Genomic DNA, 19761 nt, shown 5'->3' on the forward strand with positions numbered 1-19761 from the left:
CTTCGCGATGCAAGCACCAATGCACGTTTCGTAACTGGCAGCTCTAGATTCCCGACGCCTGCAGCAGGCCCGCCTCGTCAGGCGCAATACCCTGAACGCCGAGGCCATTTTCGACGAGCCCGTGCCAGGCGTGATTCAGCCCTTCCCTCTCGTGGACGACACGATTGCGGCCGAGTGCCTTGGCGAGATAGAGCGCCTTGTCGGCGGAGGCATAGACCGCCTCTTTGTCGCGCCCCTCATGGAGATCGGCAATGCCGCCTGATATCGTGATGGTGACGTCGTGCCCATCCGCCGGAATGGGCTGCGCTGCAATCTGCGCCCTCACCCCTTCGATGCGCGCTACCCGCTCCTCCGGCGTCCCGCCCTGAACGACGACTCCGAATTCCTCCCCGCCGAGCCGCGCCACGACCGAAGCGCCATCGAAAGCCGCAGAAAGCATGGCTGAGACGGCCGTAATGACGGCATCACCGCAGCCATGGCCGAAACGGTCGTTGATCGCCTTGAAACGGTCGACGTCGAAAATGGCGAGGCAAGCGTCTCCCTCCACCCTCTCCAGGGCATCGGTGAAAGCACGCCGGTTCAGGAGCCCGGAGAGCGTGTCGGTGCGGCTGAGCTTTTCGAATTTGGCACGGGAGACAGTCAGGTCATGGATGGCAAAGCCCGCCACGAGCGACAGCACGCCGGACACCATTCCGCCGATCAGCCAGGAGAGGATGATGGCAAAGATCATGGCATGCCCGAGGGTAATCGGCAGCACACCCATGAAGTTGAGCGGCGGCAGCGTGATCACGATGATGAAGCCGGACAGTATTACTGCCAGAAAACTCATCTTCAGCGCAAAAGTATAAACGGTTTTGCGATGCTCGAAACTGCCTAGCTCAGCCTGAAGCGATATCCAGTTTTCCATGAGAATCGGCCTTCCTGCCCAGCGTCTTCAGGCCATTGATAGGGTCGCAGTTGCTGCGGAGGTCTTAATTCAATCGCTAAAATTTGAGTGATTTCGGGGGATTCAACCGTTCTGTTTTTTCTAGCAGGAAGTGCAACTTTTCGGCACAGGCCTGACCGCTATGGGAAATACATCTAAAAACTTGATTTCAAAGGGATTTTACGAAGCATAATCGGCGCCTGTTTCAGAATGACCTATGGTTTAAAAACCACAGTCTATCCACTGATTTTCACAACTAGTCGGGGAATGATGCTCAGAATTCACTTTAAGGGTAACAACGGGGGACAGTGCGTCGAAAACACAAGGGTTAAAACGAAAAATAACGCCGCGCCGTCAGCGGCGCCAGGTTGCAGGAGGTCCTCTATACTTCAATTATAGAGGCTAAGCGAAAGCACCAGCGTCTGCGGCAACGGGTTCCAGAAACCCGTTCGCAGGCCGCCTGTCCGTAGCGCAGCGGCAGTCCATGTATTGCAACCAAATAGCGCATTGAAATAGCCCCTCGCCTCGAAGAACCTGTCGTAATCGCCATATCCCCTGTCGCCGACCGACACGACAGCTCCGTTTTCCCGGATGAAACTGTCATTGATGAAGCCGAGCAGCTTCTCGAACCGTTCGCCATCGACATCGAGAACTGTCACGGCTGGATGGGTTTCGGAAATACCTCCAGCAACATCGACATGCATCACCGAGTTGTCGATCGTCAGGGCGCGAAACACCGGCATCGGCTTCAGATCGGCCCAGGTCGGCGTTTCCAGATAGAACGAGCGCCCGCCCCACCCGAAGACCAGCCATTGTGCGGCGGGATCGCTGACCGGAATGCCGGCATCTTCGAGGAATAAAAAGGAAGCCCGAAGCCGATCATCGAGCGGGATCGCTATATCCGTGTGGATCGGCCCGGAAAGCAGCAGAATACGCTTTGAAGGCACTGCCGCCGAAGATGCTTCGGCTGCCACGAGCAACGGTCTTGGAATGAAGGTGCCGCCGGCCATCAATAACAAAAGCAGCGCGACTGCGCGTATCAGCCATCGCACTGCCAGCTTCACACCGATCATGAAAGAAACTCAGAACAGGAAATAACGCTGCGCCATCGGCAACACTGTCGCCGGTTCGCAGGTCAGCAGCTCGCCGTTCGCCCGTACTTCGTAGGTTTCCGGATCGACCTCGATATCGGGGGTGAGGTCGTTGTGGACCATCGACGCCTTGGAGATGCCGCCGCGTGTGTTCTTTACGGCAACCAGATTCTTGGCGACGCCGAGGCGACCCTTGAGCCCGGCATCGAGCGAAGCCTGGGAGACGAAGGTGACGGAAGAATTCGTCAGGCTCTTGCCGAAAGAAGCAAACATCGGGCGGTAATGCACCGGCTGCGGCGTTGGGATCGAGGCATTCGGATCGCCCATGGGGGCTGCCGCAATGGAGCCTCCAAGCAGCACCATATCCGGCTTCACGCCGAAGAAGGCCGGATTCCAGAGGACGAGGTCGGCGCGCTTGCCGACCTCGATCGAGCCGATCTCATGCGACAGGCCGTGCGCAATCGCCGGATTGATCGTGTATTTGGCGACGTAACGGCGAACACGGAAATTGTCGTTATCGCCCTTTTCTTCTTTCAGACGGCCGCGCTGGCGCTTCATCTTGTCTGCCGTTTGCCAGGTGCGGATCAGCACTTCGCCAACTCGGCCCATGGCCTGGCTGTCGGAGGAAATGATCGAGAAGGCGCCGATATCGTGCAGGATGTCTTCCGCCGCGATCGTCTCCTTGCGGATACGGCTTTCGGCAAAGGCGATATCCTCCGGGATCGATGGTGACAGGTGATGGCAGACCATCAGCATGTCCAGATGCTCGGCAATCGTATTGACCGTATAGGGCCGCGTCGGGTTGGTGGACGAGGGAATGACGTTCGGCTGGCCGCAGATCTTGATGATGTCGGGCGCATGACCGCCACCCGCACCCTCCGTATGGAAGGCATGGATGGTACGGCCCTTGATGGCACCGATCGTATCTTCGACGAAGCCGCTTTCGTTCAGCGTATCCGTATGGATCATCACCTGCACGTCATACTCGTCGGCAACCGAGAGGCAGCAGTCAATGGCGCCGGGTGTCGTGCCCCAATCCTCATGCAGCTTCAGCGAGGTCGCACCGGCGAGCACCATTTCCTGCAATGCGCCGGGCAGCGAGGCATTGCCCTTGCCTGCAAAGGCAAGGTTCATCGGGAAAGCATCGGCCGCCTCGATCATGCGGGCGATATGCCAAGGGCCGGGCGTGCAGGTGGTTGCAAGCGTGCCGTGCGCCGGTCCGGTGCCGCCGCCGAGCATACAGGTGAGCCCGCTCATCAGCGCTTCCTCGATCTGCTGCGGAGCAATGAAATGGATATGGCTGTCCATGCCGCCAGCGGTGAGGATCTTGCCCTCGCCGGCGATCGCTTCCGTACCCGGGCCGACGATGATGTTGACACCAGGCTGCATATCCGGATTGCCAGCCTTGCCGATCGCGGCAATGCGACCATCCCTCAGCCCGATATCGGCCTTGTAGATGCCGGTATGGTCGATAATGACGGCGTTGGTGATGACGGTGTCGACAGCCCCGCCTGCCCGCGTCACCTGGCTCTGGCCCATGCCGTCACGGATAACCTTCCCGCCGCCGAACTTCACCTCTTCACCATAGGTGGTGAAGTCGTTTTCGATCTCGATGAATAGCTCCGTATCGGCAAGGCGGACCTTGTCGCCGGTGGTCGGACCGAACATGCCGGCATAAGCCGCGCGGGAGATCTTGTATGGCATCTATCAGGCTCCTTGGGAGGAAGAGGCGAGCGGCTTTCCGGCAAGCCGCGTCAGGCGGCCGGCCGCAACATAGGAATCGACGAGCTGCTTTTCTGCGGCAAAGGGATGCCACTCCCAGCCCACATGGCCGAAGCCGGCAAGTGTCACATTATCGTCGGGAAATCTGTCGAGCACGTCGCCGATCACGATCATGCCGCTGCTCGGCACGACATAAGGTGCTGGCGAGAAGGCAGAAAGCGCCTGATCGATGCTTTCATGAATCTTGATGTCAACGACCCGATGCAGCTTGCCAGCTTGCACGCAGAAGTCGTTGAATTGGCTTGTGTAGTCATCGCAGAAATCATCGAGCTCGGGATGCGAGACGGCAAGCGGCCCGCGCATGGCTGCAAATTTTTCGGGATCGCGCACGCTCCAGATTTCCGCGGCTTCGAGTGTGGCCGGATGGATGCGCCAGCTTTCCGAAGCGAGCATCGCCTTGGCGGGCCGACCGGTATTGCACACCGCAATCGCATCGGTGCGCGTGCCGCCGCTGCCATAGGAACGGCACTCGTTGAAGCGGATGACGAAGTCGGCGGCATCGATGACCTCTGCCCCGCCTTCTCCCACGTCGCCATTGCCCACGATCATGATTGCCCTGCCCACCTTACTGGCCCATCCCTTCGGCAAGCTCCTTGAGCTCCTTGGTCCTGGCATCCGTGAGGTCGGCCAGGCAGCCCGCCACCAGCATCGGCTCCATCGTGCCGCCGCGGGCCTGGAAGCCGTAATTCTCGCATTGCGCGTCGCGATAGTTGATCCAGGCACGCTGTGCCTTGAGCAACGCCTGCTCGGCACCCTTCATGTCATCGTCGAGATCCTTGTCGATCGCCACCATGGCGGCGCGCGTCAGCTTGTACTGGGCGTTGAGCCCCTTGTCGGCCTCGTCATAGCGCGCCTGCGCGCAACTGGTCATATCGGACTGTGTCTGCGCATTGTCGCAATCCACGTCCTCGGCATGGGCGCCACCTGCGGCCAGCAGCATCAGCGCCGCACCGATGAACCCGATCTTCAAGCGCATGTATTTCCTCCTGTCATTTTCTTTTTGATCAAAGCCGGCCCATGACCAGCTGGCGGAAGCCATAGACTTCACGCTTGCCGGAGACCGGTATGAGCGTCACCGAACGGGTCTGGCCCGGCTCGAAGCGCACGGCCGTGCCGGCGGGAATGTCGAGCCGCATGCCATGGGCCTTGTCGCGATCGAAGGACAGACCGGCATTGGTCTCGGCAAAATGATAGTGGCTGCCGACCTGTACGGGACGATCGCCGGTATTGGAGACCTCAAGCGTCACGGTCGGTGCGCCGGCATTGAGCTCGATCTCGCCGCTTGCAGCAATGATTTCGCCAGGGATCATCTGTCTCTCCTTAAGCCACCTTGGGCGCGCAGCCCTCGGCCTTCAGAACACGCTTCGTGGATGCCGGATTATTCAGGAGCTTCGCCGCAGGCCGGATCGGTCTGGCTACGAGGTTGCCGCCGCAATTCGGGCATACGCCCTTGAGGACATTGTCAACGCAATCCGCACAGAACGTGCACTCGAACGTGCAGATCATCGCTTCGGCACTGTCGGGCGGCAGATCCTTGTCGCAGCATTCGCAATTGGGTCGAAGCTCCAGCATGGCTTACTCCTCAGCGGATCGGCTCGTGAACGGTCACCAGCTTCGTGCCGTCGGGGAAAGTCGCCTCGACCTGCACGTCGTGGATCATCTCCGCAATGCCTTCCATTACCTGGTCGCGGGTGATCACATGGGCTCCGGCCTCCATCAGTTCGGCGACCGGGCGGCCATCTCGTGCGCCTTCGACGACGAAGTCGCTAATGAGGGCGATGGCTTCCGGATGGTTCAGCTTGACGCCGCGCTCCAGCCGCTTGCGCGCCACCATGGCGGCCATGGAAATCAACAGCTTGTCTTTTTCTCTCGGAGTGAGGTTCATCGTCTACCCGCTTGTTGAACTTACAGATTCCAGACTTTCGGCACAGGCGCTCCGTTGCGCAAGGCGGAAATGACCGGGATCAGGATTTTTCTCAGCGCAAAACCATCGGCTGCCGCAAGGCGCACGACGATCTTGTCGCTCCAGGCACTCGCTCCGCCCATATGCCCGTCCAGCAGCGGCCGCACCTTGGCGAGATAGGGTTCGGACATCGGCCCTGCGTAAAGCACCGTCGCAAAGGCCACCTGCCCGCCGAGCACCGCCTGCTCTGCCGCAAGCAGCGCCACCGCATCAGAAAGGCGCAGTTCCTCGGCATGAACAAGCTGACCCGAGCGGCGGATGCGCCAGCGGTCGCGAAACAGCCCCGTCTCCATCGTTTCGCCCATGGCGGTGCGGCCAAGCAGGATGGCTTCGACAGCAAGGAACTCCGCGCTGTCATCGAGATCGACATCCAGCCGGCGAAACAGCGATGCACGATCGAAAAGAATGGTCTCCTGCGGCAACCAGTCGACGCGGGCGCCCGGTCCGACCGCGATCTGCGTCGTCACCTCTGCCGTTCCGGCCGATGCCTTGTAGATCTTCTCGCAGGCTTGCGTCGTCACATCGATGCGCGTACCCGCTCCAGCCGATATGCTCCAGTTCATCCGGTCGCCGCCGGTCAGCCCGCCGGCCGTATTGATGATGACGGCCTCCATCGAGGCATCGAACGTATCCGGCAGGCGGATCTTTGCCGCACCTTCCTGATAGAGTTCCTGAATCCGCGTACGCCCGCCCTGCACCTTGGCAGCGAGATGCCCGCGTCCTTCCGCTCTCTGCGGTCTCGTGATGCCCGCCGCCGCACCTGTCATGCCACCCCCGTGCAGAAGCCATCCTGTCTGGCAACTTGCGTTGAATGTCTCTGTTGACTGCAACAAAGCAAGTCCCGTGCCGCTTTCCGAAAGCCCATGCCCCCACGGGCCATAAGGATGACGCGCAAGGCATCTGCCGCAAAATGCGGCATCTGCCAGCGCGATCGCCAGAGAGGTCATACGGTCAGATGGCGGCGCGCTTCCGGCGTATCCAGAGTTTCGGCAAGGCCCTCATGCACGATCTCGCCGCGGTCCATGATGTACACGTAGTCGGCAAGCTCACGGCAGAAGTCGAGATACTGCTCGACGAGCAGGATCGCCATGCCGGTGGAATCGCGGAGATAACGGATCGCCCGGCCGATATCCTTGATGATCGATGGCTGGATGCCCTCGGTCGGCTCGTCGAGCACCAGGATCTTCGGCCGCGTGACCATGGCACGTCCGATCGCCAGCTGCTGCTGTTGCCCGCCCGAGAGATCGCCGCCGCGACGCGACAACATCGACTTCAGCACCGGGAAGAGACTGAAGATATCGTCGGGGATGTTGCGGTCGCGGCGGCCAAGCGGAGCAAAGCCGGTTTCGAGGTTTTCCTTCACCGTCAGCAGCGGGAAGATTTCACGCCCCTGCGGCACATAGCCGATGCCCTGCTTGGCACGGGCAAAGGGCGGCAGGCCGTTCAGCTTCGCATCGTTGAAGGTAATGGTTCCCGCCGATATCGGATGCTGGCCGGTGACGGCGCGCAACAGCGAACTCTTGCCCACGCCATTGCGCCCGAGCACACAGGTGATCTTGCCCATCTCGGCCTTGATCGAGATGCCGCGCAACGCCTGGGCCGCGCCATAATGAAGATTTGCGTTTTCGACTGTCAGCATCCGTTCACCCATTCCCCATCAGTTCATCAGCGTACGCCTCAGCACCTGCAAGGCGTTTTCCTGTTCTTTCGTTTTCTCGCCACCGACGGCGGCCACGTCCTCGGCAATGCCGATGAGTTGCTGACGCTCCTGCATGTCGAGCGCCTGCAGCCACAGGTCGCGGAAGCGGCGGATCGGGTCTTCGGGGCTGATGGCGTTCTTGGACGCCCATTCGCCGAAAACCAGCACCTCTTCCATGTCGCCCGGCCGGATGATACCTCGCATTCGATCCCGCACGACATCCTTCGCCGCGTCGAAATACATCGGCTTTTCCTTGGCGAGGCAGAAGAAGAAGGCCACTGCCGCAATCGCCGGATCGGCAATCGAAGCCAGCGGTGCCACCGCCGCCTGCTTGCGGAACTTGCCGCGCTTATATGCACCCCGCATGCGCTCGACGGAATCGATGATCTCGCTTCCAGCCTCACGCATCATTTTAAAACGCCAATACCAGACGGCCGCGCCGCCGATCGCCATGACAAGAATTCCGAGAAAAGCCATTATGAAACCCCACCGTAAAAACCGCTCGTTTTAGAGCGCCTTCTCCTGTCAGGTTCAAGCCTAGAAGTTGCATTTTTAGCGACCAAGATAGTTCTCGATCACCTTCGGATCGTTGCTGACGAAGTCGATCGATCCCTCGGCCAGCACCGAGCCTTCCGCAAGACAGGTCACCTTCACACCGAGATCGCGAATGAAGCCCATATCGTGCTCCACGACGACGACAGACCGCGTCTTGGCGATATCCTTGAGCAGGATTGCCGTTTCCGCCGTCTCGGCATCGGTCATGCCAGCCACAGGCTCATCGACTAGCAGAAGCTTCGGCTCCTGGGCTAAGAGCATGCCGATCTCCAGCCACTGCTTCTGACCATGCGACAGGTTGGCCGCAAGCTCATCTCGGCGATGCGTCAGGCGCACCGTTTCCAGGATCTCATCGATACGATTCTTGTCTTCACCGGACAGGCGATAGAAGAGCGTCGAAAACACCGTGCGCCGGCGGTTGAGCGCCAGTTCCAGATTGTCCCAGACCGTATGGCTTTCGAAGACCGTCGGCTTCTGGAATTTCCGGCCGATGCCAAGCTGGGCGATATCGGCCTCGTCCTTCTTGGTGAGATCGATCGTGCCGTTGAAGAAGACCTCACCCTCATCCGGCCGGGTCTTGCCCGTGATGATGTCCATCATCGTCGTCTTGCCGGCGCCGTTCGGGCCGATGATCGCCCGGAGTTCGCCGGGTTCGATGACGATGGAGAGCGAGTTGAGCGCCTTGAACCCGTCGAAGGAGACCGAGACACCGTTGAGATAGAGCACGCTGTTGGGTTTGACGTCGGGGATCATGGTCTACTCCGCAGCCTGGATTTTTGCTTCGACGCCCTCCTCGGCGGCAACAGGCGTCACGCCGTTCGAGACCGGCTTCCGCTTTCCGAGATACTGGGCGATCGTGCCGACGATGCCCTTCGGCAGGAACAGCGTGACAAGCACGAAGAGGCCGCCGAGCGCAAAAAGCCAGTAATCGGGGAAGAGGCCGGTGAAGATCGTCTTGCCGCCGTTGACGAGGATGGCGCCGATGATCGGCCCGATCAATGTCGCCCGCCCGCCGACAGCCGTCCAGATGACGACTTCGATGGAGTTGGCTGGCGCGAATTCGCCGGGATTGATGATGCCGACCTGCGGCACATAGAGCGCGCCGGCAATGCCTGCCATCATCGCCGAGACGACGAAGGTGAAGAGCTTGAAATGCTCGACGCGATACCCGAGGAAGCGGGTGCGGCTTTCCGCATCACGCACGCCGACCAGCACCTTGCCGAATTTCGAGCGCACGATCGCCGAGGCAATCATCAGCGAGAGGGCAAGGAAGATCGCGGTCGCCGCAAAGAGCGTAGCACGCGTGCTATCCGCCTGCACATTGAAGCCGAGGATTTCCTTGAAATCGGTCATACCGTTATTGCCACCGAAGCCCATATCATTGCGGAAGAAGGCGAGCAGCAGTGCATAGGTCATGGCCTGCGTGATGATCGACAGATAGACGCCGTTGACCCTGCTGCGGAAGGCGAACCAGCCAAAGACGAAGGCAAGCAGGCCGGGCACAACGAGCACCATTAGTGCCGCAAACCAGAACTGGTCGAAACCATGCCAGAACCAGGGCAGTTCCTTCCAGTTCAGGAAGACCATGAAGTCCGGCAAGATCGGATCTCCATAGACGCCGCGCGGGCCGATCTGCCGCATCAGATACATGCCCATCGCATAACCGCCGAGCGCGAAGAACGCGCCATGGCCGAGCGAGAGAATGCCGCAAAAGCCCCAGACAAGATCGAGCGCCAGCGCCAGCAGCGCATAGGTCAGGTACTTGCCGAACAGGGCCATGATGTAGGTCGGCACATGCAGCGGATTGTCCGCCGACGTCGCCAGGTTGAGCACCGGCACGAGAACTGCGACCACCAGCAGGATGGCGATGGCAATGGAAATCCGGCGATCGAGAGACCGGAGAAGGAAGGCCGTAATCATGCTTCCACCGCCCTTCCTTTGAGTGCGAAGAGCCCGCGGGGACGCTTCTGGATGAAAAGAATGATGAGGACGAGCACCAGGATCTTGCCGAGCACGGCGCCGGCAAAGGGCTCGAGGAATTTGTTGACGACACCGAGCGACAGAGCGCCGACCAGCGTGCCCCAGAGATTGCCGACACCGCCGAAGACCACGACCATAAAACTGTCGATGATGTAGCTCTGGCCGAGGTTCGGCGAGACGTTGTCGATCTGCGAGAGCGCGACACCCGCCATGCCGGCAATGCCGGAACCGAGCGCGAAGGTGAAGGCATCGACCCAGCCGGTGCGGATACCCATGGATGAGGCCATGCGCCGGTTCTGGGTGACGGCACGCATCTGCAGGCCGAAGGCGGAGCGCTTAAGCAGCATCAGCAGCGCCACGAAGACAGCCATGGAAAAGACGATGATCCAGAGACGATTCCAGGTGATCGATAATCCGCCGAATTCGAAAGCGCCCGACATCCAGCTCGGATTGCGTACTTCGCGGTTGGTCGGGCCGAACACCGTGCGCACTGCCTGCTGCAGGATCAGCGAGACGCCCCAGGTGGCAAGCAGCGTCTCCAGCGGCCGGCCATAGAGGTAGCGGATGACGACGCGCTCGATGATGAGGCCGACGAAACCCGTGAAGATGAATGCGGCAGGCACGGCAAAGGCCAGCGAATAATCGGCCATGCCGGGAAAGTTCGCAGTGATATATTCCTGCACGACATAGGTCGTGTAGGCGCCGATCATCACCATCTCGCCATGCGCCATGTTGATGACGCCCATGACGCCGAAGGTGATGGCAAGGCCGATGGCCGCAAGCAGCAGCACCGAACCGAGCGACAGGCCGTACCAGACGTTCTGGACAATATTCCAGAGAGCCAGGCTGCGGTTGATGATGCTGATATGCGCCTGAATGGCAGGCTTGAGATCATCGGGAGCCGTCGCCAGCGCGGTGGTCAGGATAATCAGCGCATCACGGCCGCCGCGCGCGGCAACCGTATCGATCGCCTGTCGCTTTTCATCGGCGCTCATATCGCTCTTCAGCACCATGACGGCGCGGGCTGCTTCCATCGTGCTCTTGATCTCGGCGTCCTTTTCACCAGCCAAAGCGGAATTCAAGAGGTCGAGATTGGCCGGATCGGCATCCTTCAAAAGCCCCTGGGCAGCCGCGAGGCGGGCGCCGCGATCGGGGCTCAGCAGCGTCATCTGGCTCGTCATCGTGCCGATGAGCGTGCGCAGCGAATTGTTGATCTTCACCTTCGACATCGTATCGGGATCGATGTCGGCAACGGCTTCGCCGGTGAGTGGATCGGAATAGGTCGGCTCATCATCCGTGCCGCCCTGAACGAGCACAGGACCGCCCTCGTCGGAATTCACATAGAGCAGGCCGTCGCTCAGTTGCTGCAATATCTGGCTGACATGTGCATCCTTGGAAGCGACGAGCGCCTTGATGGCCGCTTCACGCTCAGGAAAGCCGCCAACGCCAAGCGCATCGACAAGAGCGTGGACATCATCCTGGGCCTTCAGACCAGCCGTCAGTCCTGTCAGTGTCAGGCAAACAGTCAAAAGAAAGATCTTGATGGCGCGATACATCGGCTTTCCCGCCTAAATTATCATGGCAACCGCTGGGACGAAGCTTCCGCCCGGATTTGAAGTCCGGACGGAAGTCTTGTGGCTCATGCCGGACGGGTTAACTCAGGAACCCTTGCCGCCGCACTTGCCGGTGGCAACGTTGAAGTTGCCGCAGTTCATCGGCTTGCGCCAATCGGAGATCAGGTCCTTGGAGTCCGGCAGGAAGTCGGACCATTCGTCGCCGACGACCTCGGGGGTCTGCTGGACGATTTCAAACTGGCCGTTCGCCTGGATTTCACCGATCAGCACCGGCTTGGTGATGTGGTGGTTCGGCATGACAGTCGCGGTACCGCCGGAGAGGTTCGGAACGGAGACACCGATGATATGGTCGAGAACTGCATCCGTATCGGTCGTGCCGGCAGCTTCGACGGCCTTAACCCAGGCGTTGAAGCCGATATAGGCAGCTTCCATCGGGTCGTTGGTCACGCGCTTGTCGTTCTTCGTATAGGCGTGCCATTCCTTGATGAACTTCTTGTTGATCGGCGTATCGACCGATTCGAAGTAGTTCCAGGCAGCGAGATGGCCGACGAGCGGCTTGGTGTCGAGACCGGCAAGCTCTTCTTCGCCGACCGAGAAGGCGACGACAGGGATGTCGGTAGCCTTGACGCCCTGGTTGCCGAGTTCCTTGTAGAAGGGAACGTTGGCGTCGCCGTTGATGGTGGAGACGACGGCGGTCTTCTTGCCGGCAGCGCCGAATTCCTTGATCTTGGAAACTTCCGTCTGCCAATCGGAGAAGCCGAACGGCGTGTAGTTGATCAGGATGTCTTCCTTCGGAATGCCCTTGGATTCGAGATAGGCTTCCAGGATCTTGTTGGTCGTGCGCGGATAGACGTAGTCGGTGCCTTCGAGCACGAAGCGCTTCACGCCTTCGGTGTTCATCAGGTAGTCGACCGCCGGGATCGCCTGCTGGTTCGGAGCAGCACCCGTGTAGAAGATGTTGCGCGAGGATTCTTCACCCTCATACTGGACGGGATAGAAGAGCAGCGAATTCAGCTCTTCGAAAACCGGCAGGACCGACTTGCGCGAAGAGGAGGTCCAGCAACCGAAAACGGCCGCAACCTTGTCCTTTTCAATCAGCTCGCGCGCCTTTTCGGCAAAGAGCGGCCAGTCGGAAGCCGGGTCGACGACAACGGCTTCAAGCTTCTTGCCGAGAAGGCCGCCCTTCTTGTTCTGCTCGTCGATGAGCATCAGCATGGCGTCTTTCAGCGTCGTTTCGGAAATCGCCATCGTGCCGGAAAGCGAGTGAAGAACGCCGACCTTGATCGTATCGTCTGCAGCAACTGCGCCATGGAAGGCAGCCGATGCGGCCATGACCGCGCCGAGCGCTGCGCCCGTAATTGTGGATCTGAGATTCATCTGGTTGAACTCCCCTCTCTTGTTCCGCAACAGGCCGGAAACGGTGATTAACTGTTGCTTAAAGAACTATCGGGTGCTGCACCGCAAAACCGTATACGTCGATTGACGTAGTCGACGGGGCGAAATGTGCAGCTTTGCGCTGCATCGCACTCTTAAGCCCCGGAATGATCCGTGTTACGAAAGCGTCACAAGGGGAACGAAAGCCTGAAGGAGCCGTATGGCAGCGCGCCAACGCATCATTCCTGTGCGCCGCGAATATAATCGCTGGGTCGCCAACCAGACGCTTGAAGACTACGCGCTGCGCTTCACCGCCAAGAGCGCCCGCCGTTTCTCCTCCCAGCGCATCTCCCAGACGGCGATCGGCGCCATCTCCTTCCTGGCGCTGGAGGCGATCGGCGGCGCCATCACGCTCTCTTACGGCACCACCAATGCCTTCTTCGCCATTATCGTCGCCTCCATCGCGATGCTGGCGATCGGCCTGCCGATCAGCCGTTACGCCATCCGCCACGGCGTCGACATCGACCTTTTGACCCGCGGCGCCGGCTTCGGCTATATCGGCTCGACCATCACCTCGCTGATCTATGCCAGCTTCACCTTCATGCTCTTTGCCATAGAGGCCTCGATCATGTCCGGCGCGCTGGAGCTGACGCTCGGCATACCCTTGTGGATCGGCTACATCATCAGCGCCGTCATGGTGATCCCGCTCGTTACGCACGGCGTACGCCTCATCAGCAAGTTCCAGCTGATGACCCAGCCCTTCTGGATCGTCCTGAATATCCTGCCCTTCATCTTCATCGCCCTGATGGACTGGCAGCAATTCGATGTCTGGCGTGCCTTTGCCGGCATTCGTCACGCCTCTGGCCCGCCCGGCACGACAGCAGATTTCAACCTCGTCGAATTCGGCGCGGCATCCGCCGTCATCCTGGCGCTCATGTCGCAGATTGGCGAACAGGCGGACTTCCTGCGCTTCCTGCCGCCCGACCCGCAGCGCAAATGGCGCCATCGCCTCGCCATCTTCCTCGCTGGTCCCGGCTGGGTCATCATCGGCGCGCCCAAACTGCTCGCCGGCTCATTCCTTGTCGTGCTGACCTTCACGTCAGGCGTACCGGTCGATCGCGCCGCCGATCCGGCGCAGATGTATCTGACCGCCTTCGGCTACATGATCCCCTGGCACAATGCTGCCCTGCTGCTGATGGCCGCTTTCGTCGTGGTCTCACAGCTGAAGATCAATGTGATGAATGCCTATGCCGGGTCGCTTGCCTGGTCGAACTTCTTCTCGCGCCTGACCCACAGCCATCCCGGCCGCGTCATCTGGCTGGTCTTCAACGTGGCGATCGCGCTGCTGCTGATGGAACTCGGCATCTACCGGCTGCTCGAGGAGACGCTCGGCATCTTCTCGATCATCGCCATGGCCTGGCTTTGCACGATCTCGGCCGACCTCTTCATCAACAAGCCGCTCGGTCTCGCCCCTCCCGGCATCGAATTCAAGCGCGCCCACCTCTACGACATCAACCCGGTCGGCCTCGGCGCCATGACACTGTCGGCAGGCGTCGCTCTGATTGCCCATTTCGGGGTTTTCGGGTCGGTCGCCGCCTCGCTTGCCCCCTACATAACGCTGGTGATCGCACTGATCGCCTCACCTGCCATCGCCTTTATAACGAAGGGCAAATTCTATCTCGCCCGCAAGCCGCGCCATGCCTGGAAGAACCTGACAACCATCACCTGCTCTGTCTGCGAACATCCGTTCGAGCCCGAGGACATGGCCTGGTGCCCGGCCTATGCCGCGCCGATCTGCTCGCTGTGCTGCTCGCTCGACAGCCGTTGCCACGACATGTGCAAGCCGAACGCCCGCTTCAACGCGCAGGTCGGCGCCGTCGCAAAGACCCTGCTGCCGGAAACCATCGTCCAGAAACTGACGACCCGGCTCGGCCGCTACGGCATCGCTGTGGCATTGGCGCTGACGGCCGTCGGGGCGATCCTTGCGATGATTGCCCATCAAGTGAGTTCCGCCTCGCCGGAGACAGCCGAAGTCGTCAACCGTACGATCCTGATCGTCTTCTTCGTCTTCTCTGTTATCGCAGGCATCGCCTGCTGGTTCTATGTGCTTGCCCATGACAGCCGCGTCGTTGCCGAGGAGGAATCCTCCCGCCAGAACACGCTGCTCCTCAAGGAGATCGCCGCCCACAAGAAGACCGACGCCGCGCTGCAGACTGCCAAGGAAACGGCCGAGGCCGCCAACCGCGCCAAGAGCCGCTACGTCGTGGGCCTCAGCCACGAATTGCGCACACCGTTGAATGCCGTTCTCGGCTACGCGCAGATCCTCGAGCGCGACGAGACGATCCCGCCGCCGCGCCAGTCTTCTATCAAGGTCATCCGCCGCAGCGCCGAACATCTCTCCGGCCTGATCGATGGCCTTCTGGATATTTCTAAGATCGAGGCCGGCCGCCTGCAGGTGTATTCGAACGAGATCAACATCCAGGACTTCCTCGATCAGATCATTGATATGTTCCGCCCACAGGCGCAGGCAAAGGGCCTCACCTTCATCCACAACCGCTCTCAGGCACTGCCGCAATTCGTGCGTACCGACGAGAAGCGGCTTCGCCAGATCCTCGTCAACCTGCTTTCGAACGCCATCAAATTCACCGATGAAGGCAGCGTCACCTTCGATGTCGGCTATCGCAGCCAGGTCGCCACATTCACCGTCTCCGACACAGGCCGCGGCATTGCCGAGAAGGATCTGACGCGCATCTACGAGCCCTTCCAGCGCGGCGAGGCGGAGAGCGTGCGCCCGATGCCCGGCCTCGGGCTTGGCCTCACCATCACGAGACTTCTGACCAACACGCTCGGCGGTGAAATCTCCGTGGCGAGCGAAAAAGACAAGGGGTCGACCTTCCGTGTCCGCCTCATGCTGTCGGCGGTCATGCGCCCCGCTGCCCCGCCGCAGGAGAAGAAGATCGTCAGCTATGATGGCCCGCGTCGCACCATCGTCGTCGTCGATGACAACGAGGATCATCGCGAGATGATGCGCGAAATTCTGGTCCCGCTCGAATTCATCGTGCTGACGGCCGCAAGCGGCCCCGATTGCCTGACGCTGGTCGAAGGCATCGAGCCGGATCTCTTCCTCGTCGACATTTCCATGCCCGGCATGAACGGCTGGCAGCTCGTTTCCCGGCTGCGAGAAACGGGGCGCACTGCACCGATTGTGATGCTCTCAGCCAATATCGGCGATGCCGCCGCTCACAGCGACAGCGACGACAGCCACAATGATTCGATCGGCAAGCCGGTCGATCTCAAACAACTGCGCGACAAGCTTGCCCTGCATCTCGGCCTGAAATGGCTCTATGCCGACGATCAGACACTGGTGCCGGCAGCAACCAGCTTGCCGCTCAGGAGCCCCGGTGCTGCACATGTGCAGGAACTGCTGCGCCTCGGCGAAATAGGCTACATCAGGGGCATAGAAGCCAAGCTCGCAGACCTTGCCAAGGTAGAGGCAAATCAGCCATTCACCGAGGAACTCCGTTCCTATGTCGGCGCCTTCGATCTCGCCGGCTTCCTGGATTTCCTGCACAAGTTCGAAGAAAAGGGTGAAACCGTTGGCTGAGCTTCCGCGCGATATCGTTCTGCTGGTCGACGATTCGCCAGAAGCGCTTGGTTTCCTCACGGATGCGCTGGAGCAGTCTGGTTTTTCCGTCCTGATCGCCACATCGGGCCCGGCGGCTCTCAGTATCGTCGAGCGCATCACGCCCGATCTCATCCTGCTCGATGCTGTCATGCCGGCGATGGATGGTTTTGAGACCTGCCGCAGGCTGAAGGCCAATGCCGCCGTCGCCCAGGTGCCCGTCATCTTCATGACCGGCCTGACAGAAACCGAGCATGTGGTCCATGCGCTGGAATCCGGTGGCGTCGATTACCTGTCGAAGCCCATCAACATCGACGAGCTGCGCGCCCGCATCCGCGTTCACCTGCGCAATGCCCGCTCGGCGCAAAGCGCCCGCGTCGCCCTCGATGCCGCTGGCCGCCATTTGCTGGCTGTGAAAGGCAACGGCGCGATCCATTGGTCGACGCCGCAGGCAACCCGCCTCGTCAACGCCGCGATGGGGAGCGACGACGGTATGGAAGTCGTCTCCCGCACGATCGGCAACTGGATGAAGGAACGCGCCGCAGTCGCGCGCGATGCCCTGATTTCCATCGCCCATGCCGGCCAGGCTGCCCTGCAGCTCGCCTTCCTTGGCGCCATCGGCCCGGACGAATATCTCTTCCGCTTGACCGCCGCCAATCAGCGCAACGACGACGAAGTACTGCGCCAGCATTTTGCGCTGACACAGCGCGAATCCGAGGTGCTGATGTGGATCGCCAAGGGCAAGGCCAACCGCGATATCGGCGAAATCCTCGGTCTCTCTGCGCGCACGGTGAACAAGCACCTCGAACAGATCTATGTGAAGCTCGGGGTCGAAAACAGGGCATCCGCCGCCGTCAAGGCGGCGCATGTGCTGCATGAGATGTGAGAAATAGCAGGCAGCGCCCTCAGACGACCCGGTCCGGCGCCTCGCGGCCTTCGAAAAACGCCGTCACATTCTCCACGACCTTCATTCCCATCGCCGTGCGCGTCTCTTCCGTCGCGCTGCCGAGATGCGGCAGCAGAACGACATTCTCCATCCGTCGCAGCGCTTCCGGCACTTGCGGTTCCGCCTCGTAGACATCGAGCCCGGCGCCGCGGATCGTGCCGTTCGCAAGCGCCGCTGTCAGCGCCGTCTCATCGACGACATCGCCTCGCGCCGTATTGATGAGGAAAGCGCCCCGCTTCATTGCTGCAAACCGCTCTGCATTCATCAGATGCCGGTTCTCCGCTCCTCCAGGGCAATGGAGCGAAACGAAATCGGAAGCCGCGAGCACCTCTTCCACCGAACCAAGCTGACGCGCGCCGTAACGTGCCGCCTCCCCCGGGTCGACCTGGGAACGGTTATAGAACACGATGTCCATGCCGAAGCCAAAATGGCAGCGCTGCGCGAAAGCCTTGCCTATTCGCCCGAAGCCGATAATACCCACAGTCTTGCCGGTCACCTTCGTGCCGATCATATGCGTCGGGCACCAGCCCTTCCATTCGGCGGCACGCACCTGCCGCTCGCCCTCGCCGCCGCGACGGGCCACGGAAAGCAGAAGCAGCATGGCGATATCGGCAGTGCAATCGGTCAGTACCCCAGGCGTATTCGTCACCGCAATGCCTTTGGCCTTTGCGGTGGCAATATCGATGTGATTGAAACCCACCCCGAAATTACCGAGGATCTTCGTACGGATATCGCCGGCAAACACCGCTTCCGGCAGCTTGTCGGAAACGGTCGGCAGCACCGCGTCATGGTCCGCCAGCGCCTGGCGTAGCTCGCTTTCGCCGAGCGGCACATCATCCCTGTTGAGCGAGACATCGAAACGCTCTGAGAGCACGGCCTCTACCGAGGCGGGCCAGCGCCGGGTGACGAGAATGCGGGGTTTTGGCATGAATCTGGGTCCTCCATCCTTTACCTTTGGCTTAGGCCATGAAGGCCAGGAATGGAATGGCCCACAAACCCGTAAAGACTGCGATCTTGAACTGTGCAGGCCAAACGAAAGAAGCCCGATCGATGACCGGGCTTCCATGAAAGACATATCTGCCAGAGACTGAAATCAGTCGGCCTTCTGGAAGTAGCTGTACTTGCCGTCGTCGCCCTTCTTCCATTCGTACATGACGTAGCCCGGAAGCTTCGGGTCGCCCTTTTCGTCGAAAGAGATCTCGCCGAGAACGGTCGGGAACGGACCCTTTTCCTTCATGGCCGCGGCAACGGCTTCAGCGTCGGTAGAACCGGCAGCCTTGGCAGCAGCAGCGATCGTCTGCAGGGCAGCGTAGGAATAGAGCGTGTAAGCTTCCGGGTTGAAGCCGGCGGCCTTGAACTTCGCTACGAGGTCCTTGTTGGCCGGGTTGACAGTCGGATCCGGGCCGAAGGTGTTCAGCGTACCGGCAACGGCGTCACCAGCGATGGAGGCGAGTTCGTTCGAGACGATACCGTCACCCGAAACGAGCGCTGCCTTCAGGCCCTGGTCGGCCGACTGGCGGATGATGAGACCGGCTTCGGTGTGCAGGCCGCCCCAGTAGATGATCGAAACGCCGGCTTCCTTCATCTTTGCGATGAGAGCCGAGAAGTCCTTGTCGCCGACGTTGACGCCTTCGTACATGGCTTCGGTGACGCCAGCGGCATTCAGAGCCTTCTTGGTTTCGTCAGCGAGACCCTGGCCGTAAGGTGTCTTGTCGTGAATGACGGCGATCTTGGCGTCCTTGAAGTGGTCGGCCAGATACTTGCCGGCAATGGCGCCCTGCTGGTCGTCACGGCCGCAGGTGCGGAAGGTGTTCCACAGGCCACGCTCGGTGAAAACCGGGTTCGTAGCAGCCGGGGTGATTTCGAGGATGCCGTTTTCGGCGTAGACTTCGGAAGCCGGGATGGAAACGCCCGAGTTGAAGTGGCCGATAACGAACTTCACGCCGTCAGCAACGAACTTGTTCGCGACGGAGATGCCCTGCTTCGGGTCGGAAACGTCGTCGCCGAGCTCGATCTTGATCTGCTCGCCGTTGATGCCGCCAGCAGCGTTGATGTCGGCGGCTGCCTGCTCGGCACCCTTCTGAAGCTGTGCGCCGAACGCAGCGTTTGGACCCGTCAGCGGGCCGCCAACGCCGATCACGATGTCAGCTCGTGCGACGCCGCCGAACGCGACGATCGCCGTCAGTGCCACCGCTGACAAGAGAGACTTCTTCATATTGTTACTCCCAATTTTTGGGCGGGTTCTTCCAA

At 60.5% G+C, this 19761-nt stretch carries 18 protein-coding genes and 1 pseudogene; 2 read left to right on the top strand and 17 right to left on the bottom strand.

Going from position 1 to position 19761, the window contains the following annotated elements; translation table 11 throughout:
- Positions 1–43 precede the first annotated feature (43 nt).
- The 15 genes and pseudogenes from FHX06_RS04845 to urtA all read right to left on the bottom strand — a co-directional run bounded on the left by FHX06_RS04845 (position 44) and on the right by urtA (position 12946).
- Positions 44–907, bottom strand: coding sequence for a GGDEF domain-containing protein (locus tag FHX06_RS04845; RefSeq protein ID WP_112544007.1), 864 nt, complete (start codon positions 905–907; stop codon positions 44–46).
- 407 nt (positions 908–1314) lie between these two features.
- Entirely contained in the window at positions 1315–1989 is a 675-nt protein-coding gene (locus FHX06_RS04850) for a TIGR02117 family protein (protein WP_113209960.1), read from the bottom strand.
- An 18-nt stretch (positions 1990–2007) separates the two neighbouring features.
- On the bottom strand, positions 2008–3720 hold the full coding sequence (gene ureC, locus FHX06_RS04855) for an urease subunit alpha (RefSeq protein ID WP_113204473.1): 1713 nt from the start codon (positions 3718–3720) through the stop codon (positions 2008–2010).
- Positions 3721–3723: 3 nt separating this feature from the next.
- The gene (locus FHX06_RS04860; protein WP_113209875.1) at positions 3724–4347 is read right to left on the bottom strand and encodes a Urease operon accessory protein; all 624 of its coding nucleotides are present in this window, start codon (positions 4345–4347) and stop codon (positions 3724–3726) included.
- Between the two features lie 16 nt (positions 4348–4363).
- Positions 4364–4774 carry a lysozyme inhibitor LprI family protein gene (locus FHX06_RS04865; protein WP_112971172.1) on the bottom strand — a complete coding sequence of 137 codons (411 nt, stop codon included), beginning with the start codon at positions 4772–4774 and terminating at the stop codon, positions 4364–4366.
- Between the two features lie 28 nt (positions 4775–4802).
- On the bottom strand, positions 4803–5108 hold the full coding sequence (locus FHX06_RS04870; RefSeq protein ID WP_112544003.1) for an urease subunit beta: 306 nt from the start codon (positions 5106–5108) through the stop codon (positions 4803–4805).
- 10 nt (positions 5109–5118) lie between these two features.
- Entirely contained in the window at positions 5119–5370 is a 252-nt protein-coding gene (locus FHX06_RS04875) for a DUF1272 domain-containing protein (RefSeq protein ID WP_113016880.1), read from the bottom strand.
- Positions 5371–5380: 10 nt separating this feature from the next.
- On the bottom strand, positions 5381–5683 hold the full coding sequence (locus FHX06_RS04880) for an urease subunit gamma (RefSeq protein ID WP_113016879.1): 303 nt from the start codon (positions 5681–5683) through the stop codon (positions 5381–5383).
- A gap of 20 nt (positions 5684–5703) precedes the next feature.
- Positions 5704–6528 (bottom strand): urease accessory protein UreD, encoded by an 825-nt coding sequence (locus tag FHX06_RS04885; RefSeq protein WP_112544000.1) that lies wholly within the window; start codon positions 6526–6528, stop codon positions 5704–5706.
- 176 nt (positions 6529–6704) lie between these two features.
- Positions 6705–7400 (bottom strand): urea ABC transporter ATP-binding subunit UrtE, encoded by a 696-nt coding sequence (gene urtE, locus FHX06_RS04890; protein ID WP_007816041.1) that lies wholly within the window; start codon positions 7398–7400, stop codon positions 6705–6707.
- Between the two features lie 18 nt (positions 7401–7418).
- Entirely contained in the window at positions 7419–7937 is a 519-nt protein-coding gene (locus tag FHX06_RS04895) for a hypothetical protein (protein WP_113016877.1), read from the bottom strand.
- A 75-nt stretch (positions 7938–8012) separates the two neighbouring features.
- Positions 8013–8768, bottom strand: coding sequence for an urea ABC transporter ATP-binding protein UrtD (urtD, locus tag FHX06_RS04900; RefSeq protein WP_113209876.1), 756 nt, complete (start codon positions 8766–8768; stop codon positions 8013–8015).
- Between the two features lie 86 nt (positions 8769–8854).
- Positions 8855–9935, bottom strand: a pseudogene (urtC, locus tag FHX06_RS04905) (urea ABC transporter permease subunit UrtC); the annotation flags it as partial.
- Positions 9932–11551, bottom strand: coding sequence for an urea ABC transporter permease subunit UrtB (gene urtB / locus FHX06_RS04910; RefSeq protein ID WP_113209878.1), 1620 nt, complete (start codon positions 11549–11551; stop codon positions 9932–9934). The gene urtB and the pseudogene urtC, both read right to left, overlap by 4 nt.
- A gap of 102 nt (positions 11552–11653) precedes the next feature.
- A complete protein-coding gene (gene urtA / locus FHX06_RS04915) occupies positions 11654–12946 on the bottom strand; it encodes an urea ABC transporter substrate-binding protein (protein ID WP_113116686.1) in 1293 nt (430 codons plus the stop codon).
- Between the two features lie 217 nt (positions 12947–13163).
- Here urtA and FHX06_RS04920 point away from each other — a divergent pair, with 217 nt between their 5' ends.
- Both FHX06_RS04920 and FHX06_RS04925 read left to right on the top strand, forming a co-directional pair.
- Positions 13164–16547 (top strand): ATP-binding protein, encoded by a 3384-nt coding sequence (locus FHX06_RS04920; protein WP_183878242.1) that lies wholly within the window; start codon positions 13164–13166, stop codon positions 16545–16547.
- Complete coding sequence (locus FHX06_RS04925) at positions 16540–17451, top strand: response regulator transcription factor (protein WP_113209880.1); 912 nt, start codon at positions 16540–16542, stop codon at positions 17449–17451. Before FHX06_RS04920 ends, FHX06_RS04925 begins: the two co-directional genes overlap by 8 nt.
- A gap of 19 nt (positions 17452–17470) precedes the next feature.
- Here the strand turns inward: FHX06_RS04925 and FHX06_RS04930 are convergent, their stop codons facing one another.
- Both FHX06_RS04930 and FHX06_RS04935 read right to left on the bottom strand, forming a co-directional pair.
- Positions 17471–18439: a 2-hydroxyacid dehydrogenase gene (locus FHX06_RS04930; RefSeq protein WP_113209881.1), complete on the bottom strand. Its 969-nt coding sequence runs from the start codon at positions 18437–18439 to the stop codon at positions 17471–17473.
- Between the two features lie 165 nt (positions 18440–18604).
- A complete protein-coding gene (locus tag FHX06_RS04935; RefSeq protein ID WP_112543991.1) occupies positions 18605–19726 on the bottom strand; it encodes a branched-chain amino acid ABC transporter substrate-binding protein in 1122 nt (373 codons plus the stop codon).
- Between the last annotated feature and the right edge of the window lie 35 nt (positions 19727–19761).

Source organism: Rhizobium sp. BK512 (genome assembly GCF_014194915.1).
GTDB lineage: Bacteria > Pseudomonadota > Alphaproteobacteria > Rhizobiales > Rhizobiaceae > Rhizobium.

Bases quoted from the DNA above. Each gene is read 5' to 3' on its own strand.
- FHX06_RS04860 (WP_113209875.1), bottom strand. From the start codon at position 4,347: ATGATCGTGGGCAATGGCGACGTGGGAGAAGGCGGGGCAGAGGTCATC.
- FHX06_RS04930 (WP_113209881.1), bottom strand. From the start codon at position 18,439: ATGCCAAAACCCCGCATTCTCGTCACCCGGCGCTGGCCCGCCTCGGTA.
- FHX06_RS04895 (WP_113016877.1), bottom strand. From the start codon at position 7,937: ATGGCTTTTCTCGGAATTCTTGTCATGGCGATCGGCGGCGCGGCCGTC.
- urtA (WP_113116686.1), bottom strand. From the start codon at position 12,946: ATGAATCTCAGATCCACAATTACGGGCGCAGCGCTCGGCGCGGTCATG.
- FHX06_RS04885 (WP_112544000.1), bottom strand. From the start codon at position 6,528: ATGACAGGTGCGGCGGCGGGCATCACGAGACCGCAGAGAGCGGAAGGA.
- FHX06_RS04870 (WP_112544003.1), bottom strand. From the start codon at position 5,108: ATGATCCCTGGCGAAATCATTGCTGCAAGCGGCGAGATCGAGCTCAAT.
- FHX06_RS04845 (WP_112544007.1), bottom strand. From the start codon at position 907: ATGGAAAACTGGATATCGCTTCAGGCTGAGCTAGGCAGTTTCGAGCAT.
- FHX06_RS04875 (WP_113016880.1), bottom strand. From the start codon at position 5,370: ATGCTGGAGCTTCGACCCAATTGCGAATGCTGCGACAAGGATCTGCCG.
- FHX06_RS04920 (WP_183878242.1), top strand. From the start codon at position 13,164: ATGGCAGCGCGCCAACGCATCATTCCTGTGCGCCGCGAATATAATCGC.
- ureC (WP_113204473.1), bottom strand. From the start codon at position 3,720: ATGCCATACAAGATCTCCCGCGCGGCTTATGCCGGCATGTTCGGTCCG.
- FHX06_RS04880 (WP_113016879.1), bottom strand. From the start codon at position 5,683: ATGAACCTCACTCCGAGAGAAAAAGACAAGCTGTTGATTTCCATGGCC.
- urtD (WP_113209876.1), bottom strand. From the start codon at position 8,768: ATGATCCCCGACGTCAAACCCAACAGCGTGCTCTATCTCAACGGTGTC.
- FHX06_RS04935 (WP_112543991.1), bottom strand. From the start codon at position 19,726: ATGAAGAAGTCTCTCTTGTCAGCGGTGGCACTGACGGCGATCGTCGCG.
- FHX06_RS04865 (WP_112971172.1), bottom strand. From the start codon at position 4,774: ATGCGCTTGAAGATCGGGTTCATCGGTGCGGCGCTGATGCTGCTGGCC.
- urtE (WP_007816041.1), bottom strand. From the start codon at position 7,400: ATGCTGACAGTCGAAAACGCAAATCTTCATTATGGCGCGGCCCAGGCG.
- urtB (WP_113209878.1), bottom strand. From the start codon at position 11,551: ATGTATCGCGCCATCAAGATCTTTCTTTTGACTGTTTGCCTGACACTG.